This is a genomic window from Pseudarthrobacter sp. RHLT1-30-1 (genome assembly GCF_059383415.1).
Map to the genome: position 1 here is coordinate 35,432 of NZ_JBWZCG010000029.1, position 14,940 is coordinate 50,371.

Here is a 14,940-nt window from a genome sequence, read left to right on the forward strand (position 1 = left end):
TCACAGCCAGCTCAAGGAAACATCCAGAGAAGGAAGAACACATGCCCTGTGCTGTCCCAACGGATGCCCGCGTCAGGTCCGGCTGCGGCCCGTGGCGTTAGCGTCGAGGACCCCGCCCGCGCCGCCATCGCGTGAGGCCGGGCCGCTGAACCTTCGCGCCGCGATGTCCGGGTCCGCAGTTATGGCCGGGCTGGTCGCCGTCGTCGTGTCGTACTCGGGTCCGCTGCTGGTAGTCCTGCAGTCAGCCAAGAATGCGGGACTCAGCTCCGGGCAGACCACATCCTGGGTCTGGGCGATTTCGATTGCCAGCGGCGTGGTCTGCTCGGTTCTCAGCCTGGTCACCAGGCAGCCGGTGATGGTTGCCTGGTCGGTGCCGGGAGCCGCGCTGCTCCTGACCGCGCTGGGGAACTATTCCTATTCCGATGCCATTGGTGCGTACCTGGTTGCCGGCGTCCTGGGCACCGTGCTCGGGGTTACCGGGCTCTTCGGCCGGCTGCTGTCAGTTGTGCCCAGGCCGATCCTCGCTGGCGTGCTGGCGGGAGTGCTGTTGCCGTTCGTGCTCAACGCGGCCGGCGCCGTCGTTTCCTCGCCCCTGGTGGCGGGCGGGCTGGTCCTGGCGTACTTCGCCGGGAAGCGGTTTGTTCCCCGCTACGCGGTTGTTGTGGCGCTGTTCGCCGGTGCGCTGCTGGCGATCCTGGCTGGCGAAATTTCCACCCCGCAGCTGTCACTTGCGATGAACGGTCCCTTGTGGACAGCACCGACTTTCAGTTTTTCGGCGGTGATGGGAATTGCCGTGCCACTGCTGATCGTCACGACGGCGGGCCAGAACGGACCGGGGCTGGCGATGATGCACAGCAGTGGATACCTGCCAAACGACAGGCTGCTCCTGGGCGGAGCCGGCGTCGCTTCGGTGATCTTTGCCCCGTTCGGGAGCCACGCCATCAACCTTGCCGCCATTACGGCGGGCATTTGCGCCGGGCCTGAAGCCCACGAGGATTCCCGTCGGCGGTACGTCGCCGGTCTGGCCTGCGGAGTTTTTTACCTGATCTTCGGCACCTTCAGCACGGCCGTGGTGGCCTTGTTCGCGGTCATCCCTGCGCCCATGCTGACCGCCCTGGCGGGGGTGGCACTGCTCGGCGCGCTCCAGGGAGCCGTCCGGGATGTGGCCGTGGGCGCTGAGGGGCGCCCTGCAGTCCAGGAGTCCGCTCTGGTCACGCTGGCAGTGACCGCGTCCGGCATTGCCCCGTGGGGAATCGTGTCCCCGTTTTGGGGATGCCTGGCGGGCCTCGGCGTCTATCTGCTGGGGCGAAGCAGGCCCACGGTCTGACCACCCTGGGACGGAGGGTTGCGGGCCTGGTTAGGGCCAGGACGCGGCTGCCAGGAGCGCGAAGAGCGGTTCGAAGTCGTACGCGCCGGTGCTGTTGCTCATGACGACCATGCCGAGGCTGCGGTCGGGGTAGAGGCGCATAGCGTTCCAGAAGCCCGCGCCGGCGCCGAAATGCTCCACCCACGCATCCAGGGCTTTGGTGGGCCGGCGAAACCAGCCGGTTCCGTGGTCGAACGGCTTGCCCGCCTGGTCAATGGTGCGCATGCGGCGGGCGGACCCAGGGGACAGAATCCGGGTTCCATCGATCTCGCCGTCGCGAAGATGCATCCGAAGGAATCTGCCCGCGTCCCAAACATCGCCCACCAGGCCGCCGTAGGCGGGACCGTCCACATAGAAGGGGTTCAGCGACAGGTACGGCCCTTGGCGGTCCCCGGCGATCCCTGCGGGCAGCACGCCGCGCAGCAGCGGGTCCAGAATTCGGGGCGCCTTGACGTAGCCGGTCGCCCTCTCCGCGTCCGCCTGATAGTGGAACCCGGTGTGATGCATGCCCACAGGCTGCAGGATGGACCGCTGGAGGTAGCCCTCGAACGGCATTCCGGCCGCGGTTGCAATGACCTGTCCGGCGGCGAGGTAGCCGACGTTGGAGTACCGGGCGCTCTGCCCGGCCGGGTAGCGGAAGGCGTGCCGCTTGCCCGTCAGCCGGCGGAGCAGGGCCACTGGGTCCGGGGCCTCCGCGTCGGCCGCATGCACCCAGCGAATCGGAAGCGGGTTGCCGAATCCGGCGGTGTGGTTGAGCAACTGGCCCACGCTCGGCGCCGTCGTCCCGGCCGGCAGGTAGTCGAGGTAGTCGCGGACCGGGGCCTTCAGGTCCAGGCGTCCCTCGTCCACGAGCCGGATCGCCGCCGTCGCGGTCACGATCTTGGACATCGAGAACCAGAGGTACGACGTCGACGCCGTTGCGGGCGTGTTCGCTGCCCGGTCGGAGAGACCGTAGCCCGCGGCCAGGAGTACCCTTTCGCGGTTCACCACGGCCATGGACAGGCCCGGGACGCCGCCGCGGCTCATCATCCTCATCACGGCCGCCGTCATGCCGGGCGGCGGTGTCCCCGCCGCGATGCTTTCGGCCGGCACTTGAGGAGTGCTGCCGTCCGTGAACTTTCCGTTATCTGACGGGCCGCCGGCCCGACCGGGCCTCCACCGCATCCTCGATGCCGCCCCCTTCTCGCTCGACCTCGTCCAGGTAGAGTCTGCCGGCTACTATCAGGCCGTCCTCGATCTCGAAGAGTGTCACACCCCGGACATGGAACGGCTTCCCGTCGGTGCGGTTGCCGGTCCAGGACCATTCGCTCCAGGTTGTGTCGCCGTCGTCGACCGAACTGATCGACTCGGCATGGAAGTCAGGAATACCGGCGAACATCGCTGCCCAGTTCGCGCGCATTTGCGCCCGGCCGGTGAAGGCCCTGGCCGGATGCGCGGGCTGTTCACTGCGGTAGTCCTCGTGGAACAGCGCCGCGGCAGCTTCCAGATCATGGGCATTAAACGCTGCCACGAGCCGGTCCATCACTTCGCTCATCTTTTGTCCCCTGCCGTGCATGCACTCCGCGGGCAGGGCCGGGCGGGGTGCTCCGATCTTGCGCAAATCTACGCCTATCCATCCCCGGTCTCCAGACCCCGCGGGTCCTGCCCGGCCGATCCCCGTCCAATTGGGAGCAGCGAGGGAAGACCTTGACGGGGAGATCGAAGGCGGAGGACTCTCGTTAGAGGCCCTCCGGCAGTCCCGACCCCCGCCGGTCACTAATGCCACAGGTCAGCACCCTTGACCCCGTCTTGAGGAGAACACCATGAGCCCACAATTCAACGAACTGCTGACCCGCCAGGTCGCTAACGAGTTCGCAGCGTCCCAGCAGTACATCGCCATCGCCGCCTGGTTCGACGGGCAGGACCTTCCCCAGCTTGCCAGGCATTTCTACCGCCAATCCCTGGAAGAACGGAACCACGCCATGATGATGGTCCGGTACATCCTGGACCGTGGAATCAGGGTCACCATCCCCGGGATCGACCCGGTCCGCAACGACTTCAGTTCGGCGGAGGAGCCGCTGGTCCTGGCCCTTGCCCAGGAGTTGGAGGTCACGGACCGCATCAAGGAACTCTTCGCCGCGGCACGGGCGGAAAACGACCCGCTGGGTGAACAATTCATGCTCTGGTTCCTTAAGGAGCAGGTCGAGGAGGTGGCGTCGATGTCCACCCTGCTTAACGTCGCCCGCCGGGCCGACAACCTGTTCGACGTTGAGACTTTCCTGGCCCGCGAACGGGTCGGTGACGCCGGCCAGCACGGGGGAGGGTGCGGCGGACATCACAGTCACGGCGGCGGCGGACCCTTTGAGGACCCGGGCACCCCCGAAGTTGCGGGCGGTTCGCTCTAGCTTCAGGCCAGCCAACCCCCGAACTCCTGGCCTGTCAGCAGCGACATCACTTGTGCAATACGTTAGCGAACGCTAACGTATCAACGGTGCCTGATCTTCTGGAAGTTGCAACGGAGCCGAACAGGCGGGCGCTGCTGCGGCTCCTGGCGGCCGGGGAGAAGTCCGTGTCGGAGCTGTCCGGGCACTTCCCGGTCAGCCGTTCTGCGATCTCCCAGCATCTGTTGCTGCTATCCGAAGTGGGACTTGTCTCTGCCCGTAAGGACGGCAGGAACAGGTATTACAGTCTGGACGCTGCAGGGATGGTCCGGCTGCGTGAACAATTTGACTCGTTCTGGACCATTGAACTCGATTTGCTGGTGGCTGACGCCGGCAGGCTCCACCCACCAACGTCGCAAGGAATCTGATGACATTCAATAAAACTGTTTTCCTCCCGGTTGATCCGGACACCGCCTTTGCGCTCATCACGGAGCCGGAGAGGCTCCGACGTTGGCAGGCCGTCGCGGCGAGGGTGGACCTTCGCGTCGGCGGGGACTACCGCTGGACCATCACGCCCGGGCATTCGGCGATGGGAACCTTTACGGAAATCGAGCCGGGAAAACGTGTTGCCTACACATGGGGCTGGGAAGGGGACGGCCAGTTGCCGCCGGGCGCCTCCACCGTCACACTGCATCTGGAAGCGGTCGACGGCGGCACCACGGTGCAGCTGATCCACGAGGGGCTGACGGGGGAGCAGGAAATTAGCCATGCGGAGGGCTGGAACCACTTCCTGGACCGGCTCGTCCTGCTGGCCACGAGAGGCAATGCTGGCTCCGACGATTGGTCGGCGGCTCCGGAACCCATCGATGAACTTGCCAGCGCCGAAGCCGCCCTCGCCGTGGCCCAAGGAGTTCTATGGCAAATCAAGGATACGGACATGGATGCCCGCACACCGTGCGCGGAATTCACCGTTCACGATCTGCTGGAGCACCTCTTCGGGTCGATTGCATCTATTGGAAAGGCGCTGGGCGCGACTGTTCCTGCCCATCCGACGGCGCCCCCGGAAGTCCGAATCGCCGACGCCGCCCAGATCACGCTGGAAGCTTTCCGCATCCGCGGCCTGGAAGGGAACCTGGACATGGGATTCGCCGAACTCCCGGCGACGCTGGTCGCTAACATCCTGAACCTGGAGCTACTGGTCCATGCCTGGGATTTTGCCAAGGCCACAGGCCAGGAGCTCACAGTGTCGCCGGTGCTCTCCGGTTACGTGCTTGACCTCGCGCGGAACACCATTAGCCCGCAGATGCGGGGCACCAGCTTCGCTGAGGAAGCGTTCGTCGACGAATCCGCTGCGAGCATGGAGCGTCTCATCGCGTTCACCGGCCGCGAAGTAGCCAGCTTCTGATGCGTGCCGGAAGCCGGCGAGGGAGGGGCAAGCCCACTGTTGATGTAGTAGCGGAGATTGTTATCCAGCGGCCGCGCGAGGTGGTGGCGGGCTACGCCGGGGACCCGAACAACGTCCCCGAGTGGTACACCAACATCAAGGAAGCCCGCTGGGAATCCCGGCCGACCCTGGCTGTCGGCTCCCGTGTGGCCTTCCGGGCCCGGTTCCTGGGGCGCAACCTGGACTACGTGTACGAATTCACGGAACTGGACCCGGGTTTGAAGCTGGTGATGCGAACCGCCCAGGGCCCATTCCCGATGCAGACAACGTACACCTGGGCGGACGCCGGCGGATCGTCCACGCGCATGGCGCTTCGTAACACCGGCCAGCCAGCTGGATTCTCCGCCGTCGTAAACCTCGTCATGGCCCCGATGATGCGCCGGGCAATGCGAAAGGATCTCACCCGGCTGAAACGGCTGCTGGAAGCCACCTGACGGGCGCTGGTGCGCACGGGATCAGCCACCTCGAGAAATTCGGCCCGGGTGCGCTGTAGTCTTCCAACAGGTCTGACCGCGGGCCGCCCGAGAGGAATTGAATGGCACACGCCGAAAACGAAATCACCATCGACCGCCCCGCTGCTGAGGTCTACGCTTTCCTGGCGGACGGGCTGAACAACCCGGCGTGGCGCCGGAGCGTCCAAAGCATTGCGCTCAAAAGCGGCGCACCCGGCGAGACCGGCGCCGTGTACGGGCAGACCCTGACCGGTCCCCGCGGAAGGTCCATCCAAGGCGACTACCGGATCACCACCGCGGATCCCGGCCGCGCCCTGGCATTCGAGGTCATTGCCGGCCCGGCACGTCCGGAAGGTCAGTACTTGCTGACCGAAGCCGGGGGCCGCACCACTGTCCGGTTCATCCTGGACCTCAAGCCCTCCGGCCTGATGAAAGTCCTCGACGGGCTCATCAACAAGACGATGCAGGCCGAGGTCAGCCAGCTTCAGGATCTGAAAACGGTCATCGAGCAAGACTAGGGCTGCGCCGACCGGGACGCAGGGGAGAACTGACGCTGTGAACAATCGCAATCCGGAGGTTGACGTCTGGCTGAAGCACTATGAGAACCCGCAACGGGAGCTCGTTGCGGGAATCAGGGACTTCATCCTGGACATGGATCCTGGACATGGATCCCGGGGTGACCGGAAGCATTAAATGGCAGGCTCCGACGTTCATGTACAAGGGGACCGTTGCGTCGTTTTTTCCCCGATCCAAGAAGAATGTCACTCTGATGTTCCATCAGGGTGCCTCCCTCGCGGATGAGCTCGGTCTGCTGGAAGGCGAAGGCGAGGTCTCCCGGGTGGCGAGATTTGCCGACGACAGTGATTTTGAGGCAAAAAAGCCGGCGCTCAGGGCAGTGATCGAAAGCTGGATCCGGGACCACGCCTGGCCCTCGGCACTACCGGGGCCAGCGCGGGGAAGACCACCCTGTATAGGCCGATCCTGCCATAATCGGACCATGGTGCTGAGGTATACCTTCACGGCCAGGCTGTGGCTCTATCCGGGTGAAGCCGGATGGCACTTCCTCACCGTTCCGGCGGACGTCGCAGCGGAGATCCGGGACGACGCGGTGGTCCTGCGCCGGGGCTTTGGCTCTGTCAAAGTCACCGCCGGAACTGCCGGGCAGAGCTGGTCCACGTCACTGTTCCCGGACAGCGCGAGCGGTGCCTATCTGCTTCCCGTCAAGAAGGCCATCAGAATTGCCGCAGGCATCACAGCAGGCGACCAAGTTACCGTTCACCTCGAGCTGGCCGGAGGCGGCTGACCGGCCCCGCGCGGCCTCCTGTCCGATCCGCACTGGTATGGACAACAGCAGCGGACGAGAATGGGCTCGTGCTCTCGCCTCGCGTTGGCGCGGACGGCAACCAGATGAACGCCGCCGCCCGGAAAATCCAACTCATCTATCTCACGCTGACGTTGGGCAATACGCTGGCGGCGTCGTTCATCTGGGGGATCAACACTCTTTTCCTGCTGGACGCTGGACTCAGCAACCTGGAGGCTTTCGCCGCGAACGCCTTCTTCACAGCCGGAATGGTCCTGTTTGAGGTGCCGACCGGGGTGGTCGCCGATGGTTGGGGCCGCCGCGTTTCCTTCCTGCTGGGCACCACGACCCTGGCCGCGTCGACCTACCTCTACTACGTGCTCTGGCAGCTTTCCGCGCCCTTCTGGTGGTGGGCGGTGGTGTCGGTGCTGCTGGGTCTGGGCTTCACGTTCTTCTCCGGCGCGGTTGAGGCCTGGCTCGTCGACGCGTTGCGCTTCTCGGGGTATGAAGGCGGGCTTGAGGCCGTGCTCGGCCGGGGCCTGATGGTGTCGGGTGTTGCGATGCTGGTCGGCTCGGTGGCCGGCGGTGTCATCGCGCAGGCCACCAACCTGGGCGTGCCCTTCCTGCTCCGCGTGGGAGTGTTGGCGCTGATGTTTGTCGTGGCCTTTTGGCTCATGCGCGATGTCGGTTTCACCCCGGACCGCTCAGCCGGTCCGTTCCAGGCGACCCGCGCCGTACTGTCGGCCTCGATCGACGGCGGATTGAAGAACCCGCCGGTTCGATACGTGATGCTGGCCGCGCCGTTCAGTTACGGCGTCGGGATCTACGTGTTCTACGCCCTCCAGCCGTACCTGCTTGAGCTCTTTGGCGATCCCCACGCGTACTCCGTGGCGGGACTGGCGGCGGCACTCGTGGCGGGAGCCCAGGTCCTCGGCGGCTGGATGGCGCCACGCATCCGGAGACTGGTCCGCAAGCGCACCACGGTGTTGATTCTGGGCAGCATCATTGGCTCCCTGATCCTGGTGGTGCTCGGGTTCACCAAGGTGTTCTGGGTAGCCTTGGTGCTGCTGGCGCTTTGGGCTCTCGTCTCCTCAGCAGGCACGCCGGTGCGGCAGGCCTACCTCAACGACATGATCGCCTCCAAGCAGCGGGCCACGGTACTGAGCTTCGATTCACTCATGGGGAACACCGGGGGCGTGGTGGTGCAGCCGCTGCTGGGACGGTCAGCAGATCTCTACGGGTACCCTGCCTCGCTGGCGGTCGGAGGCGTGATCGCGTTGATGGCCGTGCCTTTCCTGCTGTCGAGCCGGCAGCAGCGCCCACCGGCCGATCAGGCCAGCGACTCCGGCAGGGCGGACAAAGAGCCGCGGCCGTCATAGCCGCGAAAACGGGCTCAACAGGGCGGCATCGACTCGGTCTTGACTCTCTCTGCCCCAAGCCTACGATTATGCGCATCAGCACCTGTTAGAGGGAGATCTGTGGTGTCCACGGCCGGTGCTGGCAATCAGCCGACCCGGGTGTTGAGCCCGGGTGCACACGACGTGGCCGGGTTCGCCAAGATCGCGGCGGACGTCACTGGCAGTGGATGGCAGCTGGGGTGACTTCCACGAACCTGAACAACGCTGATCAAGATGGAGGAATGAGTCATGCTGAAGGATCTCGAAATCATCGCAGTCCTCCCCGCGAAGGACATTGACCGGGCACGCAGTTTCTATCGTGACGTGCTGGGACTCGAACCCGCGGACGCCATGGACGAAGAGAACCTGATGTACCGCTGTGGCAAGGGAACGGCTTTCCTGCTCTATAAGACCGACAATGCAGGAACAGCGAAAAACACCCAGATGGGCTGGGCAACGGACGACCTTGAGGCCGAGGTTAAGGACCTGCGGGGCCGCGGTGTTGTGTTCGAGGAGTACGACTTTCCTGGACTGAAGACTGAGAACGGGATCGCTTCGACACCGGTCGGCAAGGCTGCGTGGTTCCTGGACACGGAGGGCAACATTCTTAATCTCTTCCAAGGCCAATAGCACTCGTCCACTAAGGGTGCCGCCCCTGCAGCGGGGGACTCTGCGGAGGCGGCGCACTCTTACGCGGAGCGGCCATTCAGCCTAGAGTTGGGCTTCCAGTACCGTCGACAGGAGTGCCTTGTGATTACCCTGCAGATCGAACACCAGGTCCGGGACTTCAGCATGTGGAGAAGAGCTTTCGACAGCGACCCGCTGGACCGCGCAGCTTCCGGAGTGCGGTCCTATCGGATCTCGCGTCCCCTCGACCAGGAGGACTACGTGATGCTCGAAATGGATTTCGATACGCAGGAGGCCGCCGTGGACTTCCTCGGCCGGCTGCAGAACGATACGTGGAAAACCGGAGTGACCGCTCCGGCGCTGGTCGGAGAGCCATCCACCAGGATTATCGAAACGGTCGCCATCGAGGAGGTGGCCGCCGCTAGGCCCTGAACCGGGTGCGGACAGCCAGCCCGGCGAAAAGAACCACGGCCAGGCCGCCAGGGGGACCGGCGGTAACCTTGAGGTATGACTGCCGAAGCCCCGTCCACCGTCGCCCTTGATGGCCGCTTTGACGGCCGGCTCGCCGGCCGGTTCGCGCGCGATCTGGGGGAGATGGCCATTCCCTGGCAGGCGGAGGAGGCTCCGGACCCGTGTCTTCTCGTACTCAACGAGCCGTTGGCCGCGGAGCTGGGCCTGGACCCGGTCTACCTGCGGGGTTCCGCGGGCTTACGCCTGCTGATCGGTAACCTGGTTCCCTCCGGCGCCACCCCCGTGGCGCAGGCCTATGCGGGCCACCAGTTCGGCTGGCTGGCCCCCCGTCTCGGCGACGGGCGTGCGCTGTTGCTGGGGGAAATCACCGACACGGAAGGCCGCCTCCGCGATGTCCACCTCAAAGGCTCCGGGCGCACCCCGTTCGCCCGGGGCGGCGATGGCCTTGCGGCGGTCGGTCCGATGCTGCGCGAGTACATCGTAAGTGAAGCGATGCACGCCATGGGCATTCCCACCACACGGTCCCTCGCCGTCATTGCCACGGGCCGGCCGGTGCAACGCGAAACCATGCTGCCGGGCGCCGTCCTCACCCGGGTCGCCGGCAGCCATCTGCGCGTGGGCAGTTTCCAGTACGCCCGTGCCACGGGTGGGATCGACCTCCTGCGCCGCCTCGCCGACCATGCGATCAACCGGCACTATCCCGCCGCCGCGGGTGCCGAACGCCCCTATCTCGCGCTATTCCAGGACGTGGTTGCCGCCCAGGCGTCGCTGGTGGCCCGGTGGATGCTGGTGGGGTTCGTTCACGGAGTCATGAACACCGACAACATGGCAATCTCCGGCGAAACCATCGACTACGGGCCCTGCGCCTTCCTGGACGATTTCGACCCGGCAGCGGTGTACAGCTCGATCGACGAGTCCGGACGCTACGCCTACCGCAACCAGCCGGTCATGGCGGAATGGAACCTTGCACGCCTGGCAGAGTCTCTCCTGCCCCTTTTCGACGACGACCAGGAACAGGCGGTCGCCCTTGCGCAGGAGGCCCTCATCGACTTCCGGCGCAAATACAGCGCCGCATGGTCGGACGGCATGCAGGCAAAACTTGGTCTGCACCCGGGGCTCGACGACGAGGAAACCCCGCTCCTGGTGGACGAGCTGCTCCGGCTCCTCCAGGAAGGGAAAGTTGACCACACGTCGTTCTACCGCCGCCTGGGCTCGGCCGCCCGCGGCCACGGCGAACCCGTACGGCGCCTGTTTCCCGACCCGGAAGCCTTTGATGCGTGGGCAGGGCGCTGGAGCTCCATGGGTCCGGACGCCGACGCGATGGACCGGGTCAACCCTGTCTACGTCCCGCGCAACCACCTGGTGGAGGAGGCCCTCGAGGCCGCATCGGATGGTGATCAGGGGCCGCTTCAACGTCTCCTGGGCGCAGTGACAGACCCGTTCACCGAACGCTCCGGACTCGGACGCTATGCCGACGCCGCGCCGGAAGAGTTCGGCACCTACCGGACGTTCTGCGGCACCTGATTCCCCGCACGCATTTCGTGGGACAAGCGTGCGTTTTTTCCTGACTCGGTTGAAGAAGCACCGGCCCGGAGAGGCCCCGGAGGCATCGACGGCGGTTCCACGCGCACCGGGCCCTCCCGCTGCTGCCGGCTCTCATCCTGTTTCTGGGCGGGGATGCCGTCGTCATCAGCTGGCAAACGGCGGATACGACCGGGACTGATGGCGCGCCAGCGCTTCGACCTTCGCTCTGACGGTCCGCGGCGGGCTGCGAGCCGTTGGCCCCGTGGCCGGGTCCGCCGAAATCCAGCCGCCTAATGTCTCCAACGCCTGGTTTTTCGATAGGTCAAATATACCCCTATAGGTATTTTGACTACCCCTGGGGGTATCTGTAATACTCGGTGGGGTATTCATGTTTTGTTTGAACCTCTCGAAAGGACACCCATGACGTCCCCTTCCTCCTCCTCCACTCAGCCCGCTCCCACTCCGCAGGCAGTCACCGCCCTGGCCCCGGAAACGCTCCGCAGCTGGTTCCAGGAGCACCAGGACCTCATCGTGCTTGACGTCCGCTCGGCCGCCGAATTCGAAAGCATGCACATCCGCGGCTCCTACAACGTCCCGCTGCCGCTGCTCGCCGAGCACACCGAGGAATTGGCGGCCCGCCTGGGCAGCCGCGTTGTGCTCGTCTGCCAGTCGGGTGCGCGCGCCGAGCAGGCACGGCAGCGGCTGGGCGGGGCAGGTATCGGTGCCGCCTACGTCCTGACCGGCGGCGCCCCCGCGTTCGCAGCGGCAGGCGGAGAGGTGATCCGCGGCAAGGCCCGCTGGGACCTGGAGCGCCAGGTCCGGCTCGCCGCCGGCTCCCTCGTGGTGCTGGGTCTCGCCGGAGGCAGGTTTGTCTCGCCGAAGGTCCGGCTCCTCGCCGGCGCCATCGGAGCGGGCCTGACCTTTTCAGCCGCTACCAACACGTGTGCCATGGGCCAGGCAATCTCTGCCATGCCCTGGAACCAGGCTGCCCAGGAGCCGACCCGCGAGTCCGCCATCCTGCAGTTCCCCCTCGTGGACTCCCTGACCCCGGCGGCCACAGCCTCATGACCGCTACCCTGATCCTCGTTCTCGCCCTGTCCGTTCTCATCGGCCTGTCGCTCGGCGTGCTCGGCGGCGGCGGATCCATCCTGACGGTGCCGATCCTGGTCTACGTGGCCGGATTCGAAGCGAAGGATGCCATAGCCGCTTCACTGTTCGTAGTCGGCGTAACCTCGGCGGTCAGTGTCTTCAGCCACGCCCGCGCCGGTCGCGTTATGTGGCGCACCGGCCTGTTGTTCGGCGCCGCCGGCATGGTCGGCGCCTTCGTGGGCGGCCTGCTGGGCGGGCACATCCCCGGGCAGATCCTCCTCGTCGCGTTTGCCCTGATGATGGTCGCAACTTCGATCGCCATGATCCGGGGGCGCAGGAAGAAGGCTGAAGCGGGCACCGCTGCGCCCAGGCACACCGAACTGCCGCTCTTCCGCGTTCTGCTCGACGGCCTCGTCGTCGGTCTGGTCACCGGTCTGGTCGGCGCCGGCGGCGGATTCCTGGTGGTCCCGGCCCTCGCGCTGCTCGGCGGCCTGCCGATGACCATCGCCGTCGGTACCTCCCTCGTGGTGATCGCGATGAAGTCCTTCGCCGGCCTGGCCGGTTACCTGACCACCGTTGAACTGGACTGGGGGATCACGCTGTCCGTTACCGCAGCCGCCATCGTGGGAACGCTGATCGGCTCCAAGCTCGCCGGGCGGATTCCGGAAACAGCCCTCCGCAAGGGCTTCGGCTGGTTCGTGCTGGTCATGGGTGCCTTCGTCCTCATTCAGCAGGCCCCGGTGGACCTGCGCGGACCAATCGCCCTCGGTGTCGCCGGGGCCGCGCTCGTTGCGGCGGCGATCTGCTGGTTCTTCGTCAGCACCTGCCCGCTCCGCAAGTCCAACCGCACCACCCGCGAACGCGACATCCAGACCCTCCCGGTCTGACACACGCCCTGAACCGAAAGGCACCACCATGGCAGAAATCAGCATCACCGAAGCGGATCAGCGCCGGAGCCGGGCGCAGGTCCTGGACGTCCGCGAGGACTTCGAAGTCGCCGAAGGCATGATTCCCGGCGCGATCCACATCCCGATGGGCGAGTTGCAGGGCCGGCTGTCCGAGCTCGACCCGAAGGTTCCGGTCATTGCCATCTGCCGCAGCGGCAGCCGTAGCGCCCGGGTGGCGGATGCCCTCAACGCTGCCGGCTTCACTGCCGACACGATGGACGGCGGCATGATCGCCTGGACCCGGGCGGGCCTGCCGACCGGCTGACCCGGCCTTCCTCCCCAGCATTGACAAGGCGTCACCTGAACCAACATGACGCCGTTGACTCCATCCTGGAACCCTGTTGAATCGCCGGGACACCGGCATCCGTCACCTTGCAAGATACCCCCCGGGGTATTATTGTTGTTAGTAGTCGGCGGGGAGACCCGCACCTCTTTACGAAGGAGAGCACATGCTTCTGGAACGCATTTATGACGAGGACCTTGCCCAGGCGAGCTATTTGATTGGCTGCCAGGCCAAGGGCGAAGCAGTCGTAGTGGACGGCCGCCGTGACATCGCGGTCTACCAGGCCCTGGCCGCAAAGAACGGCATGAAAATCGTGGCTGTCACCGAGACCCACATCCACGCCGACTACCTTTCCGGTACCCGCGAACTGGCCGCCGCCACCGGCGCGAAGATCTACGTTTCGGGCGAAGGCGGACCGGACTGGCAGTACGGGTTCGCCGGCGAACGGCTGCTCGACGGCGACAAGATCATCCTGGGCAACATCAGCATCCAGGCACTGCACACCCCGGGCCACACCCCGGAGCACCTGTCCTTCCTGGTAACAGACGGCGCGTTCAGCGACCACCCCGGCTACCTGCTCTCCGGAGACTTCGTCTTCTCCGGGGACCTGGGCCGGCCGGACCTGCTGGATGAAGCGGCCGGCGGGATCGATACCCGTTTCGTAGGGGCGAAGCAGCTCTTTGCCAGCCTGCGCGATAAGTTCCTGACGCTGCCGGACTATGTCCAGGTCCATCCGGCGCACGGCGCCGGCAGTGCCTGCGGCAAGGCCCTGGGCGCCATACCGTCCTCCACGGTCGGCTACGAGCGGCTCTACGCGTGGTGGGCACCCTACCTCGCGGCCAACGACGAACAGGGGTTCGTCGATGAACTCCTCGACGGCCAGCCCGATGCGCACGCGTACTTCGGCCGGATGAAGCGCGAGAACCGGGAAGGCCCTGCGGTAATGGGCGGGCGCGCCCCCCTGCAGCAACTGGACCTCGCCGCTGTCGCGAAGGATCTCGCCGCGGACACGGTGACGTTCATCGACACCCGTCCCAACGACCAGGTCCACCAGGGCACCGTGACGCGTTCACTGAACGTTCCGGCGGGAAAATCCGTCGCCAGCTTCGGCGCCTGGGTCGTGAACCCCGAGACGGACAAGAATCCGCTGGTGCTCCTGGCAGCAGACCAGGAGCAGGCCCAGGACATGTGGGACCACCTCATCCGCGTCGGCATCGACAACGTGGCCGGGTATGTCTCGAGCCTCGACGGCCTGCCCCTGTCGACCCCCAAGCTGATCCAGCCCGCCGATCTGGCAGACTTCGACGCGGCGATGGTGCTGGATGTCCGCAACCGCACCGAACACGCCGCCGGGCACATCCCGGGCTCCTACCAGCTCAGCGGCGGCAGGGTGATGTGGCACCTGGATGAACTTCCCGCCGAAGGCACCATCGTGTCCTACTGCCAGAGTGGAGTCCGGAACTCCGTCGCCGCCAGTGCGCTGCGCCGCGCGGGCTACGACGTCGTCGAACTCGACGGCAGCTACGCCGCCTGGACCGCAGGGCAGTACACGCTGGAATCCGCTTCAGCCAACTAGTCCCCGGCCTCGCCACATCTGACTGGCACCGCTGGGGGGGGGGGGGGGGGGGGGGGGGGGCGGCGGGGGGGATGGGGCGGCGCGAGAAGAGGGGGAGAGGGGAG

The 14,940-nt window shown here is 65.9% G+C and carries 17 protein-coding genes; 15 read left to right on the forward strand and 2 right to left on the reverse strand.

All coding sequences use genetic code 11. The features are described 5' to 3' along the window. The first annotated feature begins 163 nt into the window (after positions 1–163). Positions 164–1,327 carry a benzoate/H(+) symporter BenE family transporter gene (locus AC50YM_RS17460; RefSeq protein ID WP_494958209.1) on the forward strand — a complete coding sequence of 388 codons (1,164 nt, stop codon included), beginning with the start codon at positions 164–166 and terminating at the stop codon, positions 1,325–1,327. A gap of 30 nt (positions 1,328–1,357) precedes the next feature. On the opposite strand, the gene AC50YM_RS17465 is transcribed toward AC50YM_RS17460, so the two are convergent. After that, on the reverse strand, positions 1,358–2,458 hold the full coding sequence (locus AC50YM_RS17465) for a serine hydrolase domain-containing protein (RefSeq protein WP_494958210.1): 1,101 nt from the start codon (positions 2,456–2,458) through the stop codon (positions 1,358–1,360). A 31-nt stretch (positions 2,459–2,489) separates the two neighbouring features. After that, positions 2,490–2,900 (reverse strand): nuclear transport factor 2 family protein, encoded by a 411-nt coding sequence (locus tag AC50YM_RS17470; RefSeq protein ID WP_494958211.1) that lies wholly within the window; start codon positions 2,898–2,900, stop codon positions 2,490–2,492. Positions 2,901–3,168: 268 nt separating this feature from the next. Between AC50YM_RS17470 and AC50YM_RS17475 the strand changes: the two genes are divergently transcribed. The 14 genes from AC50YM_RS17475 (at position 3,169) to AC50YM_RS17540 (ending at position 14,836) form a co-directional block, all read left to right on the forward strand. Beyond that, positions 3,169–3,750, forward strand: coding sequence for a ferritin (locus tag AC50YM_RS17475; protein WP_494958212.1), 582 nt, complete (start codon positions 3,169–3,171; stop codon positions 3,748–3,750). Between the two features lie 86 nt (positions 3,751–3,836). After that, positions 3,837–4,154 (forward strand): ArsR/SmtB family transcription factor, encoded by a 318-nt coding sequence (locus tag AC50YM_RS17480; RefSeq protein ID WP_494958213.1) that lies wholly within the window; start codon positions 3,837–3,839, stop codon positions 4,152–4,154. Then, positions 4,154–5,131 carry a TIGR03086 family metal-binding protein gene (locus AC50YM_RS17485; RefSeq protein WP_494958214.1) on the forward strand — a complete coding sequence of 326 codons (978 nt, stop codon included), beginning with the start codon at positions 4,154–4,156 and terminating at the stop codon, positions 5,129–5,131. Before AC50YM_RS17480 ends, AC50YM_RS17485 begins: the two co-directional genes overlap by 1 nt. Continuing rightward, positions 5,131–5,604, forward strand: coding sequence for an SRPBCC family protein (locus AC50YM_RS17490; RefSeq protein ID WP_494958215.1), 474 nt, complete (start codon positions 5,131–5,133; stop codon positions 5,602–5,604). The genes AC50YM_RS17485 and AC50YM_RS17490 overlap by 1 nt, the downstream gene beginning before the upstream one ends. Before the next feature lie 101 nt (positions 5,605–5,705). Continuing rightward, a complete protein-coding gene (locus tag AC50YM_RS17495; RefSeq protein WP_494958216.1) occupies positions 5,706–6,140 on the forward strand; it encodes an SRPBCC family protein in 435 nt (144 codons plus the stop codon). A gap of 80 nt (positions 6,141–6,220) precedes the next feature. Further along, positions 6,221–6,925 carry a DUF1905 domain-containing protein gene (locus tag AC50YM_RS17500; protein ID WP_494958217.1) on the forward strand — a complete coding sequence of 235 codons (705 nt, stop codon included), beginning with the start codon at positions 6,221–6,223 and terminating at the stop codon, positions 6,923–6,925. 104 nt (positions 6,926–7,029) lie between these two features. Then, the gene (locus AC50YM_RS17505) at positions 7,030–8,301 is read left to right on the forward strand and encodes an MFS transporter (protein WP_494958227.1); all 1,272 of its coding nucleotides are present in this window, start codon (positions 7,030–7,032) and stop codon (positions 8,299–8,301) included. A 267-nt stretch (positions 8,302–8,568) separates the two neighbouring features. After that, on the forward strand, positions 8,569–8,949 hold the full coding sequence (locus AC50YM_RS17510; RefSeq protein ID WP_494896522.1) for a VOC family protein: 381 nt from the start codon (positions 8,569–8,571) through the stop codon (positions 8,947–8,949). A 120-nt stretch (positions 8,950–9,069) separates the two neighbouring features. Further along, positions 9,070–9,378 (forward strand): hypothetical protein, encoded by a 309-nt coding sequence (locus AC50YM_RS17515; RefSeq protein WP_494958218.1) that lies wholly within the window; start codon positions 9,070–9,072, stop codon positions 9,376–9,378. A 75-nt stretch (positions 9,379–9,453) separates the two neighbouring features. Further along, the gene (locus AC50YM_RS17520; protein ID WP_494958219.1) at positions 9,454–10,941 is read left to right on the forward strand and encodes a protein adenylyltransferase SelO; all 1,488 of its coding nucleotides are present in this window, start codon (positions 9,454–9,456) and stop codon (positions 10,939–10,941) included. Between the two features lie 420 nt (positions 10,942–11,361). Then, positions 11,362–12,009 carry a rhodanese-like domain-containing protein gene (locus AC50YM_RS17525; protein WP_494958220.1) on the forward strand — a complete coding sequence of 216 codons (648 nt, stop codon included), beginning with the start codon at positions 11,362–11,364 and terminating at the stop codon, positions 12,007–12,009. Then, complete coding sequence (locus AC50YM_RS17530) at positions 12,006–12,917, forward strand: sulfite exporter TauE/SafE family protein (protein ID WP_494958221.1); 912 nt, start codon at positions 12,006–12,008, stop codon at positions 12,915–12,917. Before AC50YM_RS17525 ends, AC50YM_RS17530 begins: the two co-directional genes overlap by 4 nt. A 28-nt stretch (positions 12,918–12,945) precedes the next feature. Then, complete coding sequence (locus AC50YM_RS17535) at positions 12,946–13,242, forward strand: rhodanese-like domain-containing protein (RefSeq protein ID WP_494958222.1); 297 nt, start codon at positions 12,946–12,948, stop codon at positions 13,240–13,242. 184 nt (positions 13,243–13,426) lie between these two features. Continuing rightward, positions 13,427–14,836 (forward strand): MBL fold metallo-hydrolase, encoded by a 1,410-nt coding sequence (locus AC50YM_RS17540; RefSeq protein WP_494958223.1) that lies wholly within the window; start codon positions 13,427–13,429, stop codon positions 14,834–14,836. Positions 14,837–14,940 lie beyond the last annotated feature (104 nt).